This window comes from Helicobacter mehlei, assembly GCF_003660265.1.
GTDB classification, from domain to species: domain Bacteria; phylum Campylobacterota; class Campylobacteria; order Campylobacterales; family Helicobacteraceae; genus Helicobacter; species Helicobacter mehlei.
The window spans coordinates 1-17,627 of the sequence record NZ_QXQP01000026.1 but is presented as its reverse complement, the minus strand read 5'-3'; the positions used below and the strand labels follow the sequence as shown (position 1 = coordinate 17,627).

At 45.9% G+C, this 17,627-nt stretch carries 13 protein-coding genes; 10 read left to right on the top strand and 3 right to left on the bottom strand.

What is annotated here, in order from left to right; all coding sequences use genetic code 11:
• The 4 genes from EAO36_RS07380 to ybeY form a co-directional block, all read left to right on the top strand.
• The coding region (locus EAO36_RS07380) for a hypothetical protein (protein WP_235852412.1) at positions 1 to 1,144 on the top strand (1,144 nt) is incomplete at its 5' end.
• Positions 1,128 to 2,279, top strand: coding sequence for a hypothetical protein (locus tag EAO36_RS08815; RefSeq protein ID WP_143928460.1), 1,152 nt, complete (start codon positions 1,128 to 1,130; stop codon positions 2,277 to 2,279). The genes EAO36_RS07380 and EAO36_RS08815, both read left to right, overlap by 17 nt.
• 42 nt (positions 2,280 to 2,321) lie before the next feature.
• A complete protein-coding gene (locus tag EAO36_RS07370) occupies positions 2,322 to 3,227 on the top strand; it encodes a hypothetical protein (RefSeq protein ID WP_120955930.1) in 906 nt (301 codons plus the stop codon).
• A 27-nt stretch (positions 3,228 to 3,254) separates the two neighbouring features.
• Positions 3,255 to 3,692 carry an rRNA maturation RNase YbeY gene (gene ybeY / locus EAO36_RS07365; RefSeq protein ID WP_205586168.1) on the top strand — a complete coding sequence of 146 codons (438 nt, stop codon included), beginning with the start codon at positions 3,255 to 3,257 and terminating at the stop codon, positions 3,690 to 3,692.
• On the opposite strand, the gene tilS is transcribed toward ybeY, so the two are convergent.
• Positions 3,649 to 4,695 carry a tRNA lysidine(34) synthetase TilS gene (gene tilS, locus EAO36_RS07360; RefSeq protein WP_120955928.1) on the bottom strand — a complete coding sequence of 349 codons (1,047 nt, stop codon included), beginning with the start codon at positions 4,693 to 4,695 and terminating at the stop codon, positions 3,649 to 3,651. The genes ybeY and tilS overlap by 44 nt on opposite strands.
• An 88-nt stretch (positions 4,696 to 4,783) precedes the next feature.
• Between tilS and EAO36_RS07355 the strand changes: the two genes are divergently transcribed.
• The 3 genes from EAO36_RS07355 to EAO36_RS07345 are packed head-to-tail and all read left to right on the top strand — an operon-like array spanning position 4,784 to position 7,758.
• Positions 4,784 to 6,094 (top strand): NCS2 family permease, encoded by a 1,311-nt coding sequence (locus EAO36_RS07355; protein ID WP_120948684.1) that lies wholly within the window; start codon positions 4,784 to 4,786, stop codon positions 6,092 to 6,094.
• Positions 6,095 to 6,104: 10 nt separating this feature from the next.
• Positions 6,105 to 6,941 carry a type II restriction endonuclease gene (locus tag EAO36_RS07350; RefSeq protein WP_120948683.1) on the top strand — a complete coding sequence of 279 codons (837 nt, stop codon included), beginning with the start codon at positions 6,105 to 6,107 and terminating at the stop codon, positions 6,939 to 6,941.
• Entirely contained in the window at positions 6,931 to 7,758 is an 828-nt protein-coding gene (locus tag EAO36_RS07345; protein WP_120948682.1) for a DNA-methyltransferase, read from the top strand. Before EAO36_RS07350 ends, EAO36_RS07345 begins: the two co-directional genes overlap by 11 nt.
• Before the next feature lie 12 nt (positions 7,759 to 7,770).
• Here EAO36_RS07345 and EAO36_RS07340 read toward each other — a convergent pair whose 3' ends face one another.
• A complete protein-coding gene (locus tag EAO36_RS07340) occupies positions 7,771 to 10,131 on the bottom strand; it encodes a ribonucleoside-diphosphate reductase subunit alpha (protein ID WP_120955927.1) in 2,361 nt (786 codons plus the stop codon).
• 16 nt (positions 10,132 to 10,147) lie between these two features.
• Positions 10,148 to 11,950, bottom strand: coding sequence for a translational GTPase TypA (gene typA / locus EAO36_RS07335; RefSeq protein ID WP_120948681.1), 1,803 nt, complete (start codon positions 11,948 to 11,950; stop codon positions 10,148 to 10,150).
• Between the two features lie 168 nt (positions 11,951 to 12,118).
• Here typA and dnaE point away from each other — a divergent pair, with 168 nt between their 5' ends.
• From dnaE to EAO36_RS07320, 3 genes are read left to right on the top strand one after another with little or no spacing between them, the layout of a single operon-like run.
• The gene (dnaE, locus tag EAO36_RS07330) at positions 12,119 to 15,718 is read left to right on the top strand and encodes a DNA polymerase III subunit alpha (RefSeq protein WP_120948680.1); all 3,600 of its coding nucleotides are present in this window, start codon (positions 12,119 to 12,121) and stop codon (positions 15,716 to 15,718) included.
• Positions 15,718 to 16,473 (top strand): pseudouridine synthase, encoded by a 756-nt coding sequence (locus EAO36_RS07325; protein ID WP_185963026.1) that lies wholly within the window; start codon positions 15,718 to 15,720, stop codon positions 16,471 to 16,473. The genes dnaE and EAO36_RS07325 overlap by 1 nt, the downstream gene beginning before the upstream one ends.
• Positions 16,466 to 17,479 carry an oxidoreductase gene (locus EAO36_RS07320; RefSeq protein WP_120955926.1) on the top strand — a complete coding sequence of 338 codons (1,014 nt, stop codon included), beginning with the start codon at positions 16,466 to 16,468 and terminating at the stop codon, positions 17,477 to 17,479. Before EAO36_RS07325 ends, EAO36_RS07320 begins: the two co-directional genes overlap by 8 nt.
• Positions 17,480 to 17,627 lie beyond the last annotated feature (148 nt).

Below are 17,627 nucleotides of genomic sequence, written 5' to 3'. Positions count from 1 at the left end.
GATGGTGCTTACCAAGATAAGTTGTTTGCCCAATGCAAAGAGCGCGGGTATTGTATGTAGCATGAGGTGGGTTTTTATATGCCTCTTGGGGTTGGTTTGTTTGCAAGCCACCCCTTCTTTAAAGGCTAGGGATAAACTCATCCAATGGACAGGGGACTTTGTCCAAAAGTCTGCAAACACTTATGACTATTACGAAGTTTCTTCAGACATTAACGAACAACAGACAATCCACATGCATGGCAAGTCCTATACTTTTCTCTATGCCCATGCGCAAACCCATCTATCAGGCGGGCAAAAGGGTGTGTCCAGTGTCTGCGTGGGTGTGTTGTTTGGGGGCAAATTATACAAAGGGTTTTGTTTGGAGGGCTTTGAGCGTGTGGTTTGGAAGAAAAACGACTCTTTAATCGATCAGTTCTCCTTAAGGCTCTTGCCCACCATGCCAACCCCCACAACCCCCCAAACCTCCAGCCTAGATGTTGCCTTCCATCTCATTTCAGGCACTTTTTATTTGTCGCGTTTGGAGGAAAAAATGGGCGATCAAACCCGTATCCTTTATTTGCAAAGCAGGGACGATCCTAGCAACGCCCAAAAGTTCCCGATGGCAGTTCTTAGTGTCTCCTTTTTGGAACGTCTCAGGGTCCATAACTCTTTTTCTATCAAATCTCCCATTCAGGAAAACTCCCTAACTTATCTCTCCTTGGAGGGGCAAAAATACGCCCTTGTCATCAATACCAGCCCCTCTAGCTCTGAGCTCACACAAAGTTTAAAATGCGTGGGTGCCGTGCAGGTTAGCGCAAATCTTTTAAAAGGGAGTTTCTGTATTTTTGGATACACCCATGTGCATTTTTCACACCAAGAGGATTTTTTACGCTTTGAATTTAGCGATATACCCCAAAATTCCCTCCAACACAAGTTTTTTATCACCTTCCGATTTGACCAAGGGGCTTTCTTGTTGTACCAATTAAGCCGCCAAAATGTCCAAATCAACCATGAAGGAGTCCAAAAGATTTTGAAAACCCGAGTCATTTACCGCCAAGATCGCGATGATCCAAACCACAAAGCCCCCATTGGTATGGATTCCTTGAGGGCAGATTTAATCACCAAACTTTTATCCAAATGCCAAAAAAATGGGTATTGTATATGAGGTGCAGATGAAAAATTTGGCTTTTCTATCCTTTTTGGCCCTCTCTTGCGCCTATGCATGTGATTCTCTTGACAATAAACCCAACACACCAAGTTGGATCGATAAAAAGCGCGCCCAAATGAACGCCGCGCTTAAAAAGGGCGATTGCCAATCATCTTGTTTTTCTGATGAAAGCGTGGCAGCCTTTACATGGATGAAAGATTTTTTTGCTAAGAATAATCTTGTGGGGTCTGCGTTCACAAATTATATCTTTTTTGGAGATGACTACCAACAAGCTTTTAAGATTGGCGATCGATCCTATACTTTCTTTTATTCTCGGGGTGAGACTCGCCAAAAAGGAGGGGAACAAAAAGACAGCCTCTGTTTGGGTATTTCTTTCCAAAAACAAGTTTTTAAGGGCTTTTGCTTGGAGGGCTTTAACCAATTAGAACTCAGTAGTGCTGATGGTGCCAACTCTGTAGGTTTCACCCTCTCTAAGAAAACACCCCCTACACCCACCACTCCCGCACGCAAAACCAGTATTTATCTCGCCTTCCAGCTCTCAGAGGGTTCGTTTTATTTGAGCCATTTTTCCAACCACCAACAAGTTTTTTACAACCAACCCAATTCTAAACAAATCCCCCTCTCTGCGATTAATAATGCGCTTTTAGCCAGACTCCAATCCCATCCCCAAAACACACCCTTAGAGGTGCAAATCCTAGAGATCAATACACAAACCTACTCCATTTCCAACCAGATCAGCGCCAACACGAATTGTGTTGCTATCACAGAGGGCAAGACCTTACGCACCCAACGCGCCCATTTTTGCATGGAGGGCGTGGGTGTGGTCCATGCGATCTACAACGAGGGTTACTTGACTTTGGAGTTTTCAAAAACCCTTTCTACACCAATCAAACGCCAATTCTACCTGACTTTCAAACTGCGTGGCTACAATGATTTTTATTTGCACCAATACAGCGCGCAAAATCTCAAAATTAATGCCGATGGTTCTAACCAAGTGTTGGGTTCGCAAATTATCTACCGCCAAGATCGTGATGACCCTAATAACCAAAACCCCATCACCCTAGATTCGTTGCAAGATGACTACCAAGCCAAACTACTAGCCCTATGTCAAAAACGCGGGTATTGCATGTAACCCAAATTGGCTATCATGTGCCATCTTTGATTAAGGACAACCATGAAACTAGCTAAGTTTGTTTTGCATTGTGATAACCATAGGGTGAGTAATTTAGAGGAGCTCAGAGAGCATTTTGACATCTTAGATGTGTTGGAACACTATAAGAACAACACTTTGCAACGCTGGTTGCAATCCCGCGCATTCCAAAGCGAGCTAGACCAAGTCCTAGCCATTAACGCCACGAATGATGCGGACATCATCTTTGCGTTGTGCCAAATTTTTAGCGTGGGTGTGGAGAGGGAAACTATCCAAGTGGCCCTAAACCAGCAACAAGCTCTAGCCCACAAACAAGCCCAGCTAGAGAGTTATCAAGGCCAACAACTCAAGTTAGAAAATCTGATTAGAAAATTGATCCAAGAGGCGATCCAACCTAACATAGGGGCTGTTTCTAGTAAGGGCAAGCCCAAATCTTATCAAGTCCTTAAAAGCCGCTTACTCAACGCTCCAGATTTAGAGAGTGGTAAGGCGATCTTAGTGGAACTGCTCGATCACCACTTTGAGGCACTGGAAAAAGACAGAAAGGAAGTGCTTAGGGGACTTGCCATCAAGCATAAAAAATCTTTATGGGTGGGTGAGCCCAAACACTACCCCATCCTCTTGCTTTATTTTTTTGCAAGCCCTATTTTTCAAGAGGATGAAGAACTTGATTGCTCGGGAGGTCGTTATTCGTTTTCGCAAGCAGATTTTGAGACTTTTTTAACAAGTTATCAAATCAAACCTGAGAGCGACTATTACACACCCAAACCCGATACTATATTTGTGTGTGCTGGCGATTATTCGCTTGATTTTGCAAGAATCAAACTGAGTGATGGTTGGCTCAATATCCCCCCCGATTTTTATGAAAAATATTACTTGGGTGGTAATGACAAGGCGGCCTTCTTCGAACTCCCCGCACTCAAGGCCTAAGCCTTGCCTACTTGTGCTATTGAGATCATTTGTGAGGCTGACCAAGAGAGTTTGCCCCTAGATTTAGAAGGCTGGCTAATCCCTAAACTTTTGCCCATGATGGAGTATTTAAAGCGCCCCGGGCATGTGGAGTTGGTTTTAGTCTGTAGCGAACAGATCGCTAAACTTAACTTAGAATTTAGGAATATCCCCAAAAGCACCGATGTGCTGAGTTTCCCCATAGAAATGCCCGCCCAGCAACTTTTAGGCAGTGTAGTGATCAATGTGGATTTAGCCATCCAAGAGAGCCAAGCGCGCGGGCATGCACTTTTAGATGAAATCGCCTTGTTGTTCGTGCATGGCTACTTGCACCTACTAGGCTATGATCATGAATGCGATCAAGGACAACAACGCGCCCTAGAGCAAGAGATCATCGCGTATTTTAACTTGCCCTTAAGTTTGATGGCGCGCACAGGGTGTCTTTAGCGTGTTTAATCGCTTCTAAATGTTCCTGCCATTTGGAGCTATAAAGGATTTGACGCAAGTTGAGGGGGATTTTGAGGGTGCGGCATCGATCTTTATAGATTTTGGGTAGGGCTATGGGTTTGGTGTGTGATCTTGTCCCCACGAAGACAAACCCTCCCAAAGCCCCGACACAATAGACTTTAGTTTGGGTGCTAAAGATCGTGTTAAAGTGTTGGCGTTCTAACTCTAGGCGTTGGGGTTGGCTCAACACATAACCCAAGCGTTTTAAGAGGCGATCGATGTAATATACATTTTGGCTATTTTCTTTAAACACCCACACCCTAGCTATACAAACCATTTTAATGGGGGGGTAGAGCCGGGTTTTTTCCAAAGCTAGAGCCTGAAAACTGCGTTTTAAGCCCTGAGATGTGCCCTTGAGATTTAAAAACACATCGCTTAAGGCATGCCTAAAGACATTGCGTTTAAAACGCTGATTGGCATTGCTGTAATCCTCAAAATAGCGGTAGTTATGGGCGTGTAAATAGTCTTTAAGCGTGTTTTTGGGGGTGTAGAGGAGCGGACGGGCTAGGGTGTAGTGCTCTCTACTCTCTAGGGCTTCAAACCCTAAAAGGGTTTGCAAACTCGCCCCCTTGGCTAATTGCATTAAAAACCATTCGAGTTTATCATTGAGGTGGTGGGCTAAGATCACGCATTCATAGCCAAATAAAAGGCTTAAGCGTGCAAAAAAGGCATAACGGCGTGTGCGTGCGCGCGCCTCCAAATTCCCCCCCCTTAGGGGCGCATAGCACACATGCACGCTTTTAGTATGTTGTCGCCCTAATTTTAAGGCGTATCGCACCTCTTGATCGGCTTGATCGCGCAGGGCATAATGCACGATGGCTAGATCAAAATGCACGCCCTGTTCTAGGAGCAGATAAAACAATGCCACGCTATCCCCCCCGCCTGAAAAGCCCAATAAACACCGCTTATTTTGCCAAGACTCTAAGCCCTCTAAGGTGATCATTTAAGCCCCATCTTAAGCAAAATCCATTAGAATTTGCCTTTTTGCTCCATTCTAACATGAAAGCCACTAAATACATAAGGAGCAAACCATGCAAGCTTTAGCGCGTTTTTTCCAATTTAAAGAACGGCACACAAATTTACGCACCGAGATCACCGCTGGCGTTACGACCTTTGTGACAATGGCGTATATTTTAGTGGTTAATCCGGCGATTTTGCAAAAAACGGGCATGGATTTTGAGGGGGTCTTTGTGGCCACCATTTTAGTTTCGGTAGTCGGTACGCTCATTATGGGCTTGCTAGCTAATTACCCCATCGCTATTGCCCCGGGGATGGGCATGAATGCTTATTTTACCTTCGTGATAGTCCTTAGCATGGGTATTTCTTGGCAAAGTGCTTTGGGGAGTGTATTTTTAGCCTCACTCATTTTTTTAGCCCTCTCTTTGACGGGGTTTAGAGAAGCCTTGATCAAGGCGATCCCTAATCCGCTCAAAGCGGGCATGAGTGCGGGGATTGGGCTCTTTATTGCCTTTATTGGCATGCAAAATGCCCATTTGATTGTCGCTTCACCCGCAACTTTGGTTACTTTGGGCAATTTTGCCCATCCCATTGCCTACATGTCTTTACTGGGTCTGCTTATTACCCTTGTTTTGATGATTTACAACATCAAGGCGGCGATTTTTTTGGGCATGCTCATCACCGCTCTACTCAGCTTCCTTTTGGGGCATCTGCAACTCCCCGATCACCTCTTAGAACTCCCCACCCACACCAGCACCACCTTTTTAAAACTAGATATTTTAAGCGCATTCAAGCCCAATTTAAGCGCGGTGATTTTCACTTTCTTTTTGATCATGCTCTTTGACACCACCGCCACCATGATCGGTGTTGCCAAACAAGCTAACTTGCTTGAAAATGGGCATTTTCCCAATGCCAAAGCGGCGTTGTCTGCCGATGCGATTGCCAGCACTTTAGGCGCGCTTGCGGGGACTTCGCCCACCTCAGCTTACATCGAATCGGGCACGGGGGTGAGCGTGGGGGGGCGCACAGGCTTTACGGGCGTGGTGATCGCCCTTTTGTTTGTGGGCATGCTCTTTTTAGCCCCCCTAGCCAAAGTTTTAGCCAGCATGCCCGCTATCACTTCCCCCGCTCTGATCGTGGTGGGCTTTTTGATGATGAGCCATCTAGGCCAAATTGATTGGCACAATTTAGAGGAATCCTTGCCTGCCTTTTTTGTGCTCTTTTGGATTCCCCTCTCTTATAGCATCACTAATGGCGTGGGTGCGGGGTTGATTCTCTACCCGCTCATTAAAATCTGTCGGGGCAAGTTTAAAGAGGTGCATCCCCTTTTATATGTCTTCATGATTCTCTTTATCCTGCAATTCATCCTAGATGCCAAACATTGAGGATTAATCCATGAAAAATGCCCTCCCCTTTGATTGCTTTTTGAAAACGCTTAAAAAAACCAACCGTACGCTGGATTTTTTTGTAGATTGGCAAAAATGCTTAGAAAAACGCCACGCCCTGCGTGTATCGTTGCGGGTTTTAAATGGGCTTTTAGGGGTGAGTGCGCAAAACTTAGAATCCAAAGTCCAAGCCCTCTTTAATCAAAACCCCCAAGCCTTCCAAGCCCTGCCCCTCTTGCTGGCTATGCGTAACTCCCAAGAGATCATTTTGACCCCCCAACAAGAGGAAATGCCCTTAAGTGGCTATTTGCAAAGCCCAGAAAAAATTTGCGCTTTTCTCTCCCAAAGCGGGCTTTTAGAACTCTTTAGCACCCACAAAATTAAAGATTTAGATGATTTTATCTTGGGCGTTGAGGTCGGGCTGGATAGCAACGCGCGCAAGAATCGGGGTGGGTTTGCTATGGAAGCCCATTTGAGAGACATGTTTAAAAATGCGCATTTGGAGTTTAGCCAACAGGTGAGCGTGGAGCTGTATCCAGATTTGCATAGGCTTTTTGGCGAGGATATTAAAAGATTTGATTTTGTGATCTCGGGCAAACAAGGTCTGTATTTTGTGGAGTGTAATTTTTACACTAGTGCAGGGAGTAAGCTTAATGAGGTAGCACGGGCTTATCAAGAACTCGCCCTGCGTTTTGAGGGTTTGGCGGGGAAATATTTTGTGTGGATCACCGATGGGCAGGGCTGGCTTTCTTGCCAAAACAAATTAGAAGAGGCGTATAAAAGCGTGTGTCTTTATAATCTCGCCCATGTGGATCACCTCATTAAAAGCGTGCAAAATGGATCATAGCCTACAAACACCCATCTTTAGGAGCACTGACAAACTCGCTCCATTCACGCTCTACCAAGCTGATTGCAACACGATTTTAAGGCAAATGCCCGAATGCTTTGATTTTATCTTTGCCGATCCGCCCTATTTTCTCTCCAATGGGGGGCTTAGTATCCAAAGTGGGGAGATTGTGAGCGTAAATAAGGGACATTGGGATCAAAGCAAGGGTTTAGAGAGCATGCACGCCTTTAATATGGCATGGTTGCAGGTGGCTAAAAGTGCACTCAAACCCGGGGGGAGTATTTGTATCAGTGCCACCCACCATAATCTCTTTTCACTCGGGCTTGCCTTGCAAGAATTAGGCTTTAAGATTTTAAACCTCATCACTTGGCAAAAAAGCAACCCGCCCCCCAATTTTAGCTGCCGTTATCTGACACACTCAAGCGAACAGATCATTTGGGCGCGCAAAAGCCCCAAGCACAAGCATATTTTTAACTACGAATTATTAAAAAAAATCAATGAGAATCGGCAAATGCGCGATGTGTGGGTATTGCCTGCCATCGCTCCTTGGGAAAAAAAACAGGGTAAACACCCCACCCAAAAGCCCCTAAGACTCTTGGTGCGTTTGATTTTAATGGCTAGCCATCCTAATTCGCTTATTGGCGATCCCTTTAGTGGCTCGGGCACAACAGGCATTGCGGCTAATTTGTTGGGGCGCGCCTTTGTGGGCATAGAAAAAGAAGGCGCGTTTATTGAACTGAGCATCCAACGCCGTGGGGCATTAGAAACGCATTTTGAGAGCATACGCTCCAAGATCAAGGATTTGGAGCTTTGCTAGAAAACCTTTGGATCACTGGCAATGGTGGCACTCAATGGATCGATCCAGCACGCTTTTATCATCTAGGCTAGGGCTTTGGGTGCGTAGATAGTAGGTTGATTTTAAACCTAGTTTCCATGCCAAGTGGTAGATTTCATGCAAGAGTTTGCCACTAGCCTCTTGGGGGCGTAAAAAGAGATTGAGGCTTTGGCCTTGATCGATCCACTTTTGGCGCACAGCAGCCAAGCGGACAATATCCTTGGGATCGATGTCATAGGCGGAAGTGTAATAATTCCAAGTTTCTAGGTTTAAATTAGGCACAACCACCGGGATCATCCCGCTTAGATTTTCCTCGAACCACTTTTTTTGGTAAATAGGCTCAATGGTTTGGGTCGTGCCCACTAAGATAGAGATCGAGCTAGTGGGCGCAATTGCCATTAAATACCCATTTCTAAGCCCCTGTTTTTGCACCCGTGCCTTGAGACTAGCCCAATCACACATGGGGGCATGCGCGCTTAACTCTAGGGCTTCTTGTTTGGCTTTATCCATAGGAAAAACCCCCTTACTCCATTCTGAGCCCTCAAAATGGGTGTAACTCCCCCGCTCTTGGGCAAGATTAGAACTAGCCAAAATGGTTTCATAACTCATCTTTTCTAGGACTTGATCGATCTTGGCAGTGTGTTCTGGGCTCCCCCATTTGATCTGACTTTGGGCTAACATCTGCGCCTCGCCCATCACACCAAGCCCGATCGCACGGCTCTTTAAATTCGTGTTTTTTGCCTTAGCCGTGGGGTAAAAATTCAAATCAATCACATTATCCAACATCCGCACCGCAATGGGCACGACCCGTTCAAGGTCTTTTGGGGTGTTAATTTTGCTCAAATTCAAGCTAGCCAAATTGCACACCGCGACTGCGCCCTCCTCAGGAACTTTAGTCGCCATGAAGATTTTTTTGCCCCCCAAGCAATCATTGCTGGTGAGTTTATTGGCTTTTTTAGACACACCCGCATCAGTGCTAACCTCTACTTGTTCTTCGAAAAATACGCAATCTCCCCCCTCAAATTCCACGCGCATGCGATAATGGCCCGCACTGGTATTTTGGTAAATCTCGGTGCAAAGATTGGAGGAACGGATAAGCCCTACATGGGCATTAGGGTTGGTCTCATTGGCACGATCTTTAAAGCCCAAAAAGGGCAGACCTGCCTCAAAATAATTAGTGAGGATTTTTCTCCACAATGTCTTAGCACTCATCTTCTCTTTAGGAACAGCGGGGTTTTGCTCGTAATCTAGGTATTTTTGTCTAAATTCGACCCCATAACACTGGGTGAGATCGGGGCAAGCATAAGGGTCAAAGAGAGTCCAAATCCCATCTTGCTCCACACGTTCCATGAACAGATCGCAAATCCAGAGGGCGGGGAATAAATCATGGGCACGGCGGCGTTCATCGCCACTATTTTTGCGTAAATCAATGAACTCTAAAATGTCCATGTGCCAAATTTCCAAATAGACCGCAATCGCTCCCTTGCGTGTGCCGAGTTGATCGACCGCAATGGCGACATCATTGACGATCTTTAAAAACGGAATCACGCCCGCACTAGCACTCTTATGCCCATCAATGTAGCTACCCAAACAACGCACTTGGCTAAAATCCCAGCCAATCCCCCCGCCGTATTTAGACAAAAGAGCCATATCTTTATAGCTGTCAAAAATCCCTTCAATGTTATCTGGGGTTGAACCCACATAACAAGAGCTGAGTTGATGATTGGGCGTGCGCGCATTGGCTAAAGTGGGCGTGGCACACATCAGTTCAAACTTGCTCAACACCCCGTAAAACTCCAAAGCACGCGCATTGGGGTCGCTCTCATTTTGGGCTAGGAACATCGCAATCGCCATGAACATGTGTTGGGGTAGCTCAATGGGGTTGCCTTGGGAGTCTTTGAGCAAATAGCGATCATAAAGGGTCTTGATCCCTAGATAGTTAAATTGCAAATCACGCTCAGGCACTAGTGCCTCATTGAGTTGTTCCAAATTAAACTTATCTTTAAAGCCCAATGCGATACGCCCTTCTTTTTCGCCCCTCTTAAAATAGTCTTTCAAATGCGCATAGCCCCTAGAGCCATTCACTTGGTAGTAAAGATCATCTAGAAACAGCCGTGCAGCAACAAAACTCCAATTAGGCGCATCCACATCGATTTTATCCACTGCCATTTTGATCAGGGTTTTAGGGATATCCTGTGTTTTGATTCTGTCTTTAAAATAAAGATTCATTTCTAATTCCAAAACACTCTTATTGATCCCCTCTAAGCCTTCTGTAGCACTTTTTAAATACTTACGGATTTTCTCTGTGTCCAAAGGCTCAACACACCCATTGCGCTTGGTAACAGATAATTGCATGGTATTTCCTCTTAGACTAAGATTTTTTGACACGGCGGCGTGCCGTGGGGTCTAAAACTTTCTTGCGGATACGCAAGTTCAAGGGTGTAACCTCCAGCAGTTCATCTTCCTCAATCCATTCTAAAGCCCGCTCAAGTGCCATCAGTCTTGGGGGGGTGAGTTTGATCGCATCATCGCTCCCACTCGCACGCATGTTGGTTAGGTGCTTAGATTTAATGGGATTAACTTCTAAATCATTGTCCCGGCTGTGCTCACCAATGACCATGCCCACATAGACCTTTGTTTGCGCCCCAATAAAAAGCGTACCCCGCTCTTGGATATTAAACAGAGAAAACGCGGTCGCCTCCCCATTTTCCATGCTCACCAACGCCCCATTTTTGCGCGACTCCACACTCCCACTAAAGGGACGAAACTCTAAAAAGGAATGATTCATCACCCCCTCGCCCTTGGTGTCGGTTAAAAACTCAGAGCGATAACCAATGAGCCCCCTAGCCGGGATTTCAAATTCTAAACGGCTGTAACCATCATTCATCGGATTCATCGCCTTCATCTCCGCCTTGCGCCGCCCGAGTCGCTCAATGATCGCCCCGCTAAAATCTTGGGGGGTGTCAATCACCAAATGCTCGAAGGGTTCTAGCTTCACGCCATCTTGAACTTTCACGATCACTTCAGGGCGCGAAATGCTAAACTCAAAGCCCTCACGGCGCAAATTCTCGGCTAAAATGGTGATTTGCAATTCCCCCCGCCCACTCACTTTAAATTTCCCCTCGCCCATTTCCTCGCACTTCATGGCGATGTTGGTTTGCATCTCTTTTAACAGGCGATCTTTGAGTTTATTAGCGGTAACATGCTTACCTTCCGTGCCCGCTAGGGGGGAATCATTGATTGCAAACACCACGCTCATGGTGGGCTCTTCAAGGTGCATAGGGTCTAAGGGCATAGGATTATTGGGATCGACCACGCTATCGCCCACATCCATCGCATTAAAGCCGGCAATGGCGACAATGTCGCCCGCCTGTGCCTGCTCGATCTCCATTCTAGCTAGCCCTAAAAAGCCAATCAATTTTGTGATACGCCCGCTCTCCTTGCTCCCATCGCTCTTATGCAAAGCGACCATGTCTCCCTTTTTGATCTGCCCATTAAACACCCGCACAATGCCGATTTTACCCACATAGTTGTCGTAATCTAGGGTAAAAATCTGCATTTGCAGGGGCTGATCGGTCTCCCCGCTGGGAGTGGGCACATGGGAGAGAATGGTTTCAAACAGAGGTTCTAAATTCTTTTTTTCATCGCTCAAGTCTTTAATGGCGTAGCCATCCCGTGCAGCTGCATAGACAACTGGAAAATCTAGCTGGGTATCATTTGCCCCCATCGCCACGAAAAGATCAAAGACCTCATCAACCACCCTATCGGGTTCAGCTGCAGGCTTGTCAATTTTATTGACCACCACAATGGGGCATAATCCAAAACTCAATGCCTTTTTGACCACAAACTTAGTCTGGGGCATCACCCCTTCTTGCGCATCCACTAAGAGCAAAACCCCATCGACCATTTTAAGCACCCGCTCCACTTCGCCTCCAAAGTCGGCGTGCCCGGGGGTGTCTATGATGTTGATTTTGGTGTCTTTGTAGTGGATCGCTGTGTTTTTAGAAAGGATGGTGATCCCCCGTTCCCTTTCTAAGTCGTTACTATCCATCATGCGCTCATCAATCTTGTCGCGCTCACCAAAAGTGCCCGATTGTGTGAGCAAACCATCCACCAAAGTGGTTTTTCCATGATCGACATGGGCAATAACAGCGATGTTTCTAATGCTTAACATACGAGCCTGATCCTATTTTTTGGATTTTTGAGGGGCTAGTATAACCAAAATTTACTTAAGGGGTTGTCCTCACTTGAGTTAAAAAATCTAGGAATAAGCGTGGCTCAATGTAGGATTTTAGACTTGATTTTTAAGTCCTCCTGTAATAGTATGGAATAAAGGATACACATGCAACAGTTCACCCATTTACACCTGCATACCGAATATTCGCTCTTAGATGGGGCCAATAAGATCAAGACCCTAGCCCAAAAGATCAAAGAGTTGGGCATGGAGAGTGTGAGCATGAGCGATCACGGGAATATGTTTGGCGCGATTGATTTTTACACCTGCATGAAAAAAGAGGGAATCAAGCCCATCATTGGGATTGAAACCTACTTACATAATGCCGAAAACTTGAGCGACAAACAATCAAGGCAACGCTTCCATCTTTGTTTGTATGCCAAAGATTTAGAGGGTTATCATAATTTAATGTATCTGAGCTCACAGGCTTTCTTAGAGGGGTTTTATTATTATCCACGCATCAATAAAAAGCTCTTAAGGGAGCGATCTAAGGGGATCATCTGTTCAAGCGCGTGTCTGCAAGGGGAAATCAACTGGCATTTAAACACCAATAGCCCTAAAAATAAGCAATATGGGGCTAAGGGCTATGAAGAGGCTAAGAGGGTGGCAGAGGAATACCAAGAAATTTTTGGGGATGATTTTTACATGGAGATCATGCGCCATGGCATTGCTGATCAACTCTTTATTGATGAACAACTCATTAGATTGTCCTTAGAAACAGGCATTAAGCTCATTGCCACCAACGACACCCACTATACCAACAAAGAGGATGCCAGCGCGCAAGAGGTCGCCATGTGCGTGGCGATGGGCAAGACCTTAAATGATGAAAACCGCTTAAAACACTCTGTGCATGAGTTTTATATCAAAACCCCCGAGCAGATGGCCAGACTCTTTGCCGACATTCCTGAAGCCTTGCAAAACACCCAAGAGATCGCCAGTAAGTGCCATTTGGAGTTAGATTTAAAAAATGATGCCAATCCACCCACTCCCCCACGCTTCAAATTCACCCAGCAATACGCCCAAGAGGAGGGGCTAGACTTAGAGGATGACGGGGCTTACTTTGCCTATAAATCTAGAGAGGGGCTTAAAAAGCGTTTAGAACGGGTTGATCCTAGCCAACATGCCCGCTACACAGAACGCCTAGAGTATGAAATTAAAATCATTAGCCAGATGAAATTTGCGGGTTACATGCTAATTGTGTGGGATTTTATTAGGCATGCGCGTGAAAACGGGATTCCTGTAGGGCCGGGGCGGGGTAGTGCGGCAGGCAGTTTGGTTGCTTTTTGTTTGCAAATCACCGATATTGATCCAATCAAATACGATCTTTTGTTTGAACGATTCTTAAATCCTGATCGCGTGTCTATGCCCGATATTGATACGGATTTTTGCCAAAAACGGCGGGGCGAGATGTTGGACTATATGATCAACAAATATGGCAAATACAATGTCGCTCAAGTGATCACCTTCAATAAAATGCTCGCAAAAGGGGTGATCCGCGATGTCGCACGGGTCTTAGACATGCCCTACAAACAAGCCGATGAGATGGCAAAACTCATCCCCAACAAACTAGGGATCACCTTGCAAGAAGCCTTTGATCTAGAGCCCAAGATCAAGACACTCATAGAGAGCGATAAACTTGCCAAAGAGGTTTGGGATTTTTCTTTGCGTTTAGAGAATTTAAACCGCTCGGCAGGCAAGCATGCGGCCGCTTTAGTGGTGGATAGTGAGCGGGAGCTGTGGTATAAAACCCCGCTTTATACCAGTGAGCGCACGGGGGGCATTGTTACCCAATACTCCATGAAATACCTAGAAGCCATCGATCTGATCAAGTTTGACTTTTTGGGGCTTAAGACTTTGAGTGTAATCCACGATACGTTAAAGATCATTGAAAAATACAGTCACCAAAAAATCGATCTCTTAGATGTGGATATGAACGACCCACAGGTTTATACCACGATCCAAGAGGGCAACACGATTGGGATATTCCAAATCGAATCAGGTATGTTCCAAACCCTCAACAAACGCTTGCGTCCCTCCAGCTTTGAGGATATTGTTGCCATCCTTTCACTGGGGCGACCCGGACCTATGGAGTCGGGCATGGTGGATGACTTTGTTAATCGCAAACATGGACATGAATCCATCACCTATATGTTTGAAGCCCTAGAGCCTATTTTACGCCCTACCTATGGGACCATCATCTACCAAGAACAAGTCATGCAAATTGTGCAGAGCATTGCAGGCTTTTCTTTGGGCGAAGCGGATTTGATCAGGCGCGCAATGGGCAAAAAAGATGCCAGCATCATGGCGGCTAATCGGGCTAAGTTTGTAGAGGGCGCGCAAAAAAAGGGCTATGAGGTGCAAAAGGCTGGCGAACTCTTTGATCTCATTGTCAAATTTGCCGGCTATGGCTTTAATAAATCCCACTCCGTTGCCTATGCCATGCTCACTTTCCAAACGGCTTATTTAAAAACCCACTACAAGCACGAGTTCATGGCAGCCATGCTCAGCAGTGAATGCCGCCACATTGAGGAAGTGGCGCGTTATGTGGAGGAGGCTAGCTTAATGGGGATTGCCATTGAACGCCCCCATGTCAATACCTCTGATGTGAGTTTTAAGGTTGAACAACGCAAAAAGGACAAGATCATCGTCTTTGGGTTAGAGGCGATTAAGGGGGCAGGCGAGGGACCGCTAGGGACTTTAGTGGAGATGCGCGAAAAACATGGGCATTTTGAAAATTTGGAGGATTTGATTAGCAAGTTGGATTTTTCTAAATTTAGCAAACGCATTTTAGAACCCTTGATCAAGTCGGGGAGTCTAGACAACTTGGGGTACAACCGCCGCACCATGCTTGAAAATTTAGATGCGATTTGCGATGAGGGGCGCAGAAAAGATAAAACCAATGCCCAAATGCGCGCGGGGCTATTCTCCCAGCAAGAAGCGCACGAAAAAGCACACTTGGATTTAAAAATCTATGAGGAATATGACAGCAACACGCTTTTAAATTATGAATACGAGTGCATGGGGCTTTATTTTTCTGGACACCCTTTAGATGAGTTTAAAGCCCCCATCAAGGCGTTAAAAAATGTGGCTAAGAGCGTGGATATTCCCCGTATGGAGATTGGCTCACAAGCCGTATTTGTGGGTAAGGTTTTAGAGATCAAACGCAAATTGAGCAAAAAGAGTCAAAAACCCTATGGGCAAGTGATCATCGTAGATTTGTCCGGGCGCTTTGAATTGATGTTGTTTGAAAAACAGCTCAACACCCTAGATACGCTCAATATAGAACAGCCCCTAGCCTTCAAATGCAAGATCGAGGAACAAGAAGAGGTCGCGCGCTTACGGCTCTTAGAGATTGATACCCTAGGGAATATAAAGGGTGTCAAAATCCCTAAAGCGCGCTACAAAAACAACCCAGAGGAGGTAGAAATGTCCCAACCCTTAGACATTGCCAAAGATTTTCAAGATGATTCAAGTTGTTTGCTCACCTGCCAAGATGAACAACACATTCCTCTGTCTATTGTGCTAGATACCAGCGTATCCTTAGAACTCTTTGCACAACTCAAAGATGCCGCCCAAAGCCACAAGGGTGAGCGTGCCCTATCATTGATCTTTCACGATCAGGACAAGCGGTTTAAATTCAACACCGCGCTTAAAGTCAATAGTGCAATCAAGCAGAGTTTCCAAGCCTATGAATGGTTAGACATCTAATGCGTCTAAACCAATTCATTGCCCACAATCTCCCTTGTTCGCGCCGCCAAGCCGATCGGCTCATCGCTGAGGGGCAGGTCAAAATCAACCACACCTTAGCCACTTTCACCACACCCTTTAAGCCCCAAGATAAGATTTTTATCAATTCCCAGCTTTTGCGCCCCAAATCCCAACATTTTAGCGTGGTGGTTTATCACAAGCCCAAGGGCGAGCTGGTGAGCTTACGGGATGATCGGGGTAGGCGGACTATCTTTGAGAGTCTAGAGGCACGATACCGGCATTTTACGCCCATCGGGCGTTTGGATTTTGCCTCTAGTGGTCTCTTGCTACTAAGTGATAGCAAGTTGGTGGTGGATGCTTTGATGCACAGCCAACTAGAGCGTGAGTACTTGATTAAAATTGAGGGGAGTGTGGGGGCGCGCATGTTAGAGGCTATGCAAAATGGCATTGAGATTAAGGGACTTGGGGGTGCACACCCTAAGAGCAAACTAGAGAGCATGCGCCTAGCCCCCATGTCTTGCCATATCATCAAAAACCACCGGCATTATTCTAAACTCAAACTGACTCTTTGTGAGGGGCAAAATAGAGAAATCCGCCGTTTTTTTGCTTATTTTAAAACCCCCGTGCTAGACTTAAAACGGGTGCGCTTTGGATTTACCCATCTAAACGCCTTGCCTGTAGGCAAGACTCGCTACTTGAATCCCAAAGAGTATCGGCATTTACACCAATTCTTAGAAGGAGCAGAACATGCGTAAAAACACTCTATTATTTAGCCCTTGGCAAATCAGGGATTTGGAGTTGAAAAACCGCGTGGTGATGGCGCCGATGGATCAATACAGCGCGATCAATGGCTACACCAATGACTGGCACACGCACCACTATATTAGCCGTGCGATCGGACAAGTGGGCTTAATCATCTTTGAAGTAGCCGCAGTGAGTGCTGAGGGGCGCATTGATCCGGGCGATCTAGGCATTTATGAAGAGGGGCATGTGGAGGGCTTAGCCAAGATTGTTAGGGAGTGCCACAAACACGGCTCTAAGGTGGCGTTACAAATTGGGCATGCGGGCAGGAAAGGACAACTTAAAGATGCCCCACTTTTAGCCCCCTGCGCTTTGCGCTTTAATGAGCAATACGCCATGCCTAAAGAAATAGATACACAAGACATCAAACAAGTCGTTTTAGAGTTTAAGCAAGCCGGGCTTAGGGCAAAGCAAGCGGGTTTTGATGCGATCGAAATCCATGCCGCACATGGGTATTTGCTCAGTAGCTTTTTATCCCCTTTGAGTAATCAGAGAAGCGATGCCTATGGAAAGAATCGCGCATTGCTTTTACAAGAAATCTTGCAAGCCCTAAGAGAAGCCATAGACTTACCTCTAATCGTGAGGGTGTCGGCTACAGACTACCACCCACAAGGCAATACCCCACAGACTATAATACAACTCTTAGAGCCTCTAAGTCCCCTTTATGACGCTTTGGATGTGAGCTCTGGGGGCGTGGTGGAAGCTCCCATTAAAACCTATCCGGGCTATCAAATCCCTTATGCAGGCTATCTCAAAGAGGCTTTAGGCAAACCCACCATTGGGGGCGGGTTGCTTGAAGAGCCCAAAATGGTGCAAAGGTTAGTGGGTAGCCAAGTGGTGGATGCGATCTATCTAGCGCGCGCTTTGCTCAAAAACCCTTTTTGGTGTTTTAATGCAGCCTTGAGTTTGGGACAGGAGATCGATATTCCTAAACCCTATGCTAGAATGGTGCATTTGTAGGAGGGGACTTGTAGAATCCTCTGGCTTGTTGTGCTCCAACTTTAGGGTTTTTCTCATACAGCCGATCCCCACAATAAATTCTCTTTCTCTTGATATCAAACTGGGGGCTAAAGAGATTTTTAGATTCTAGATTATCTTTAGTGTGAAT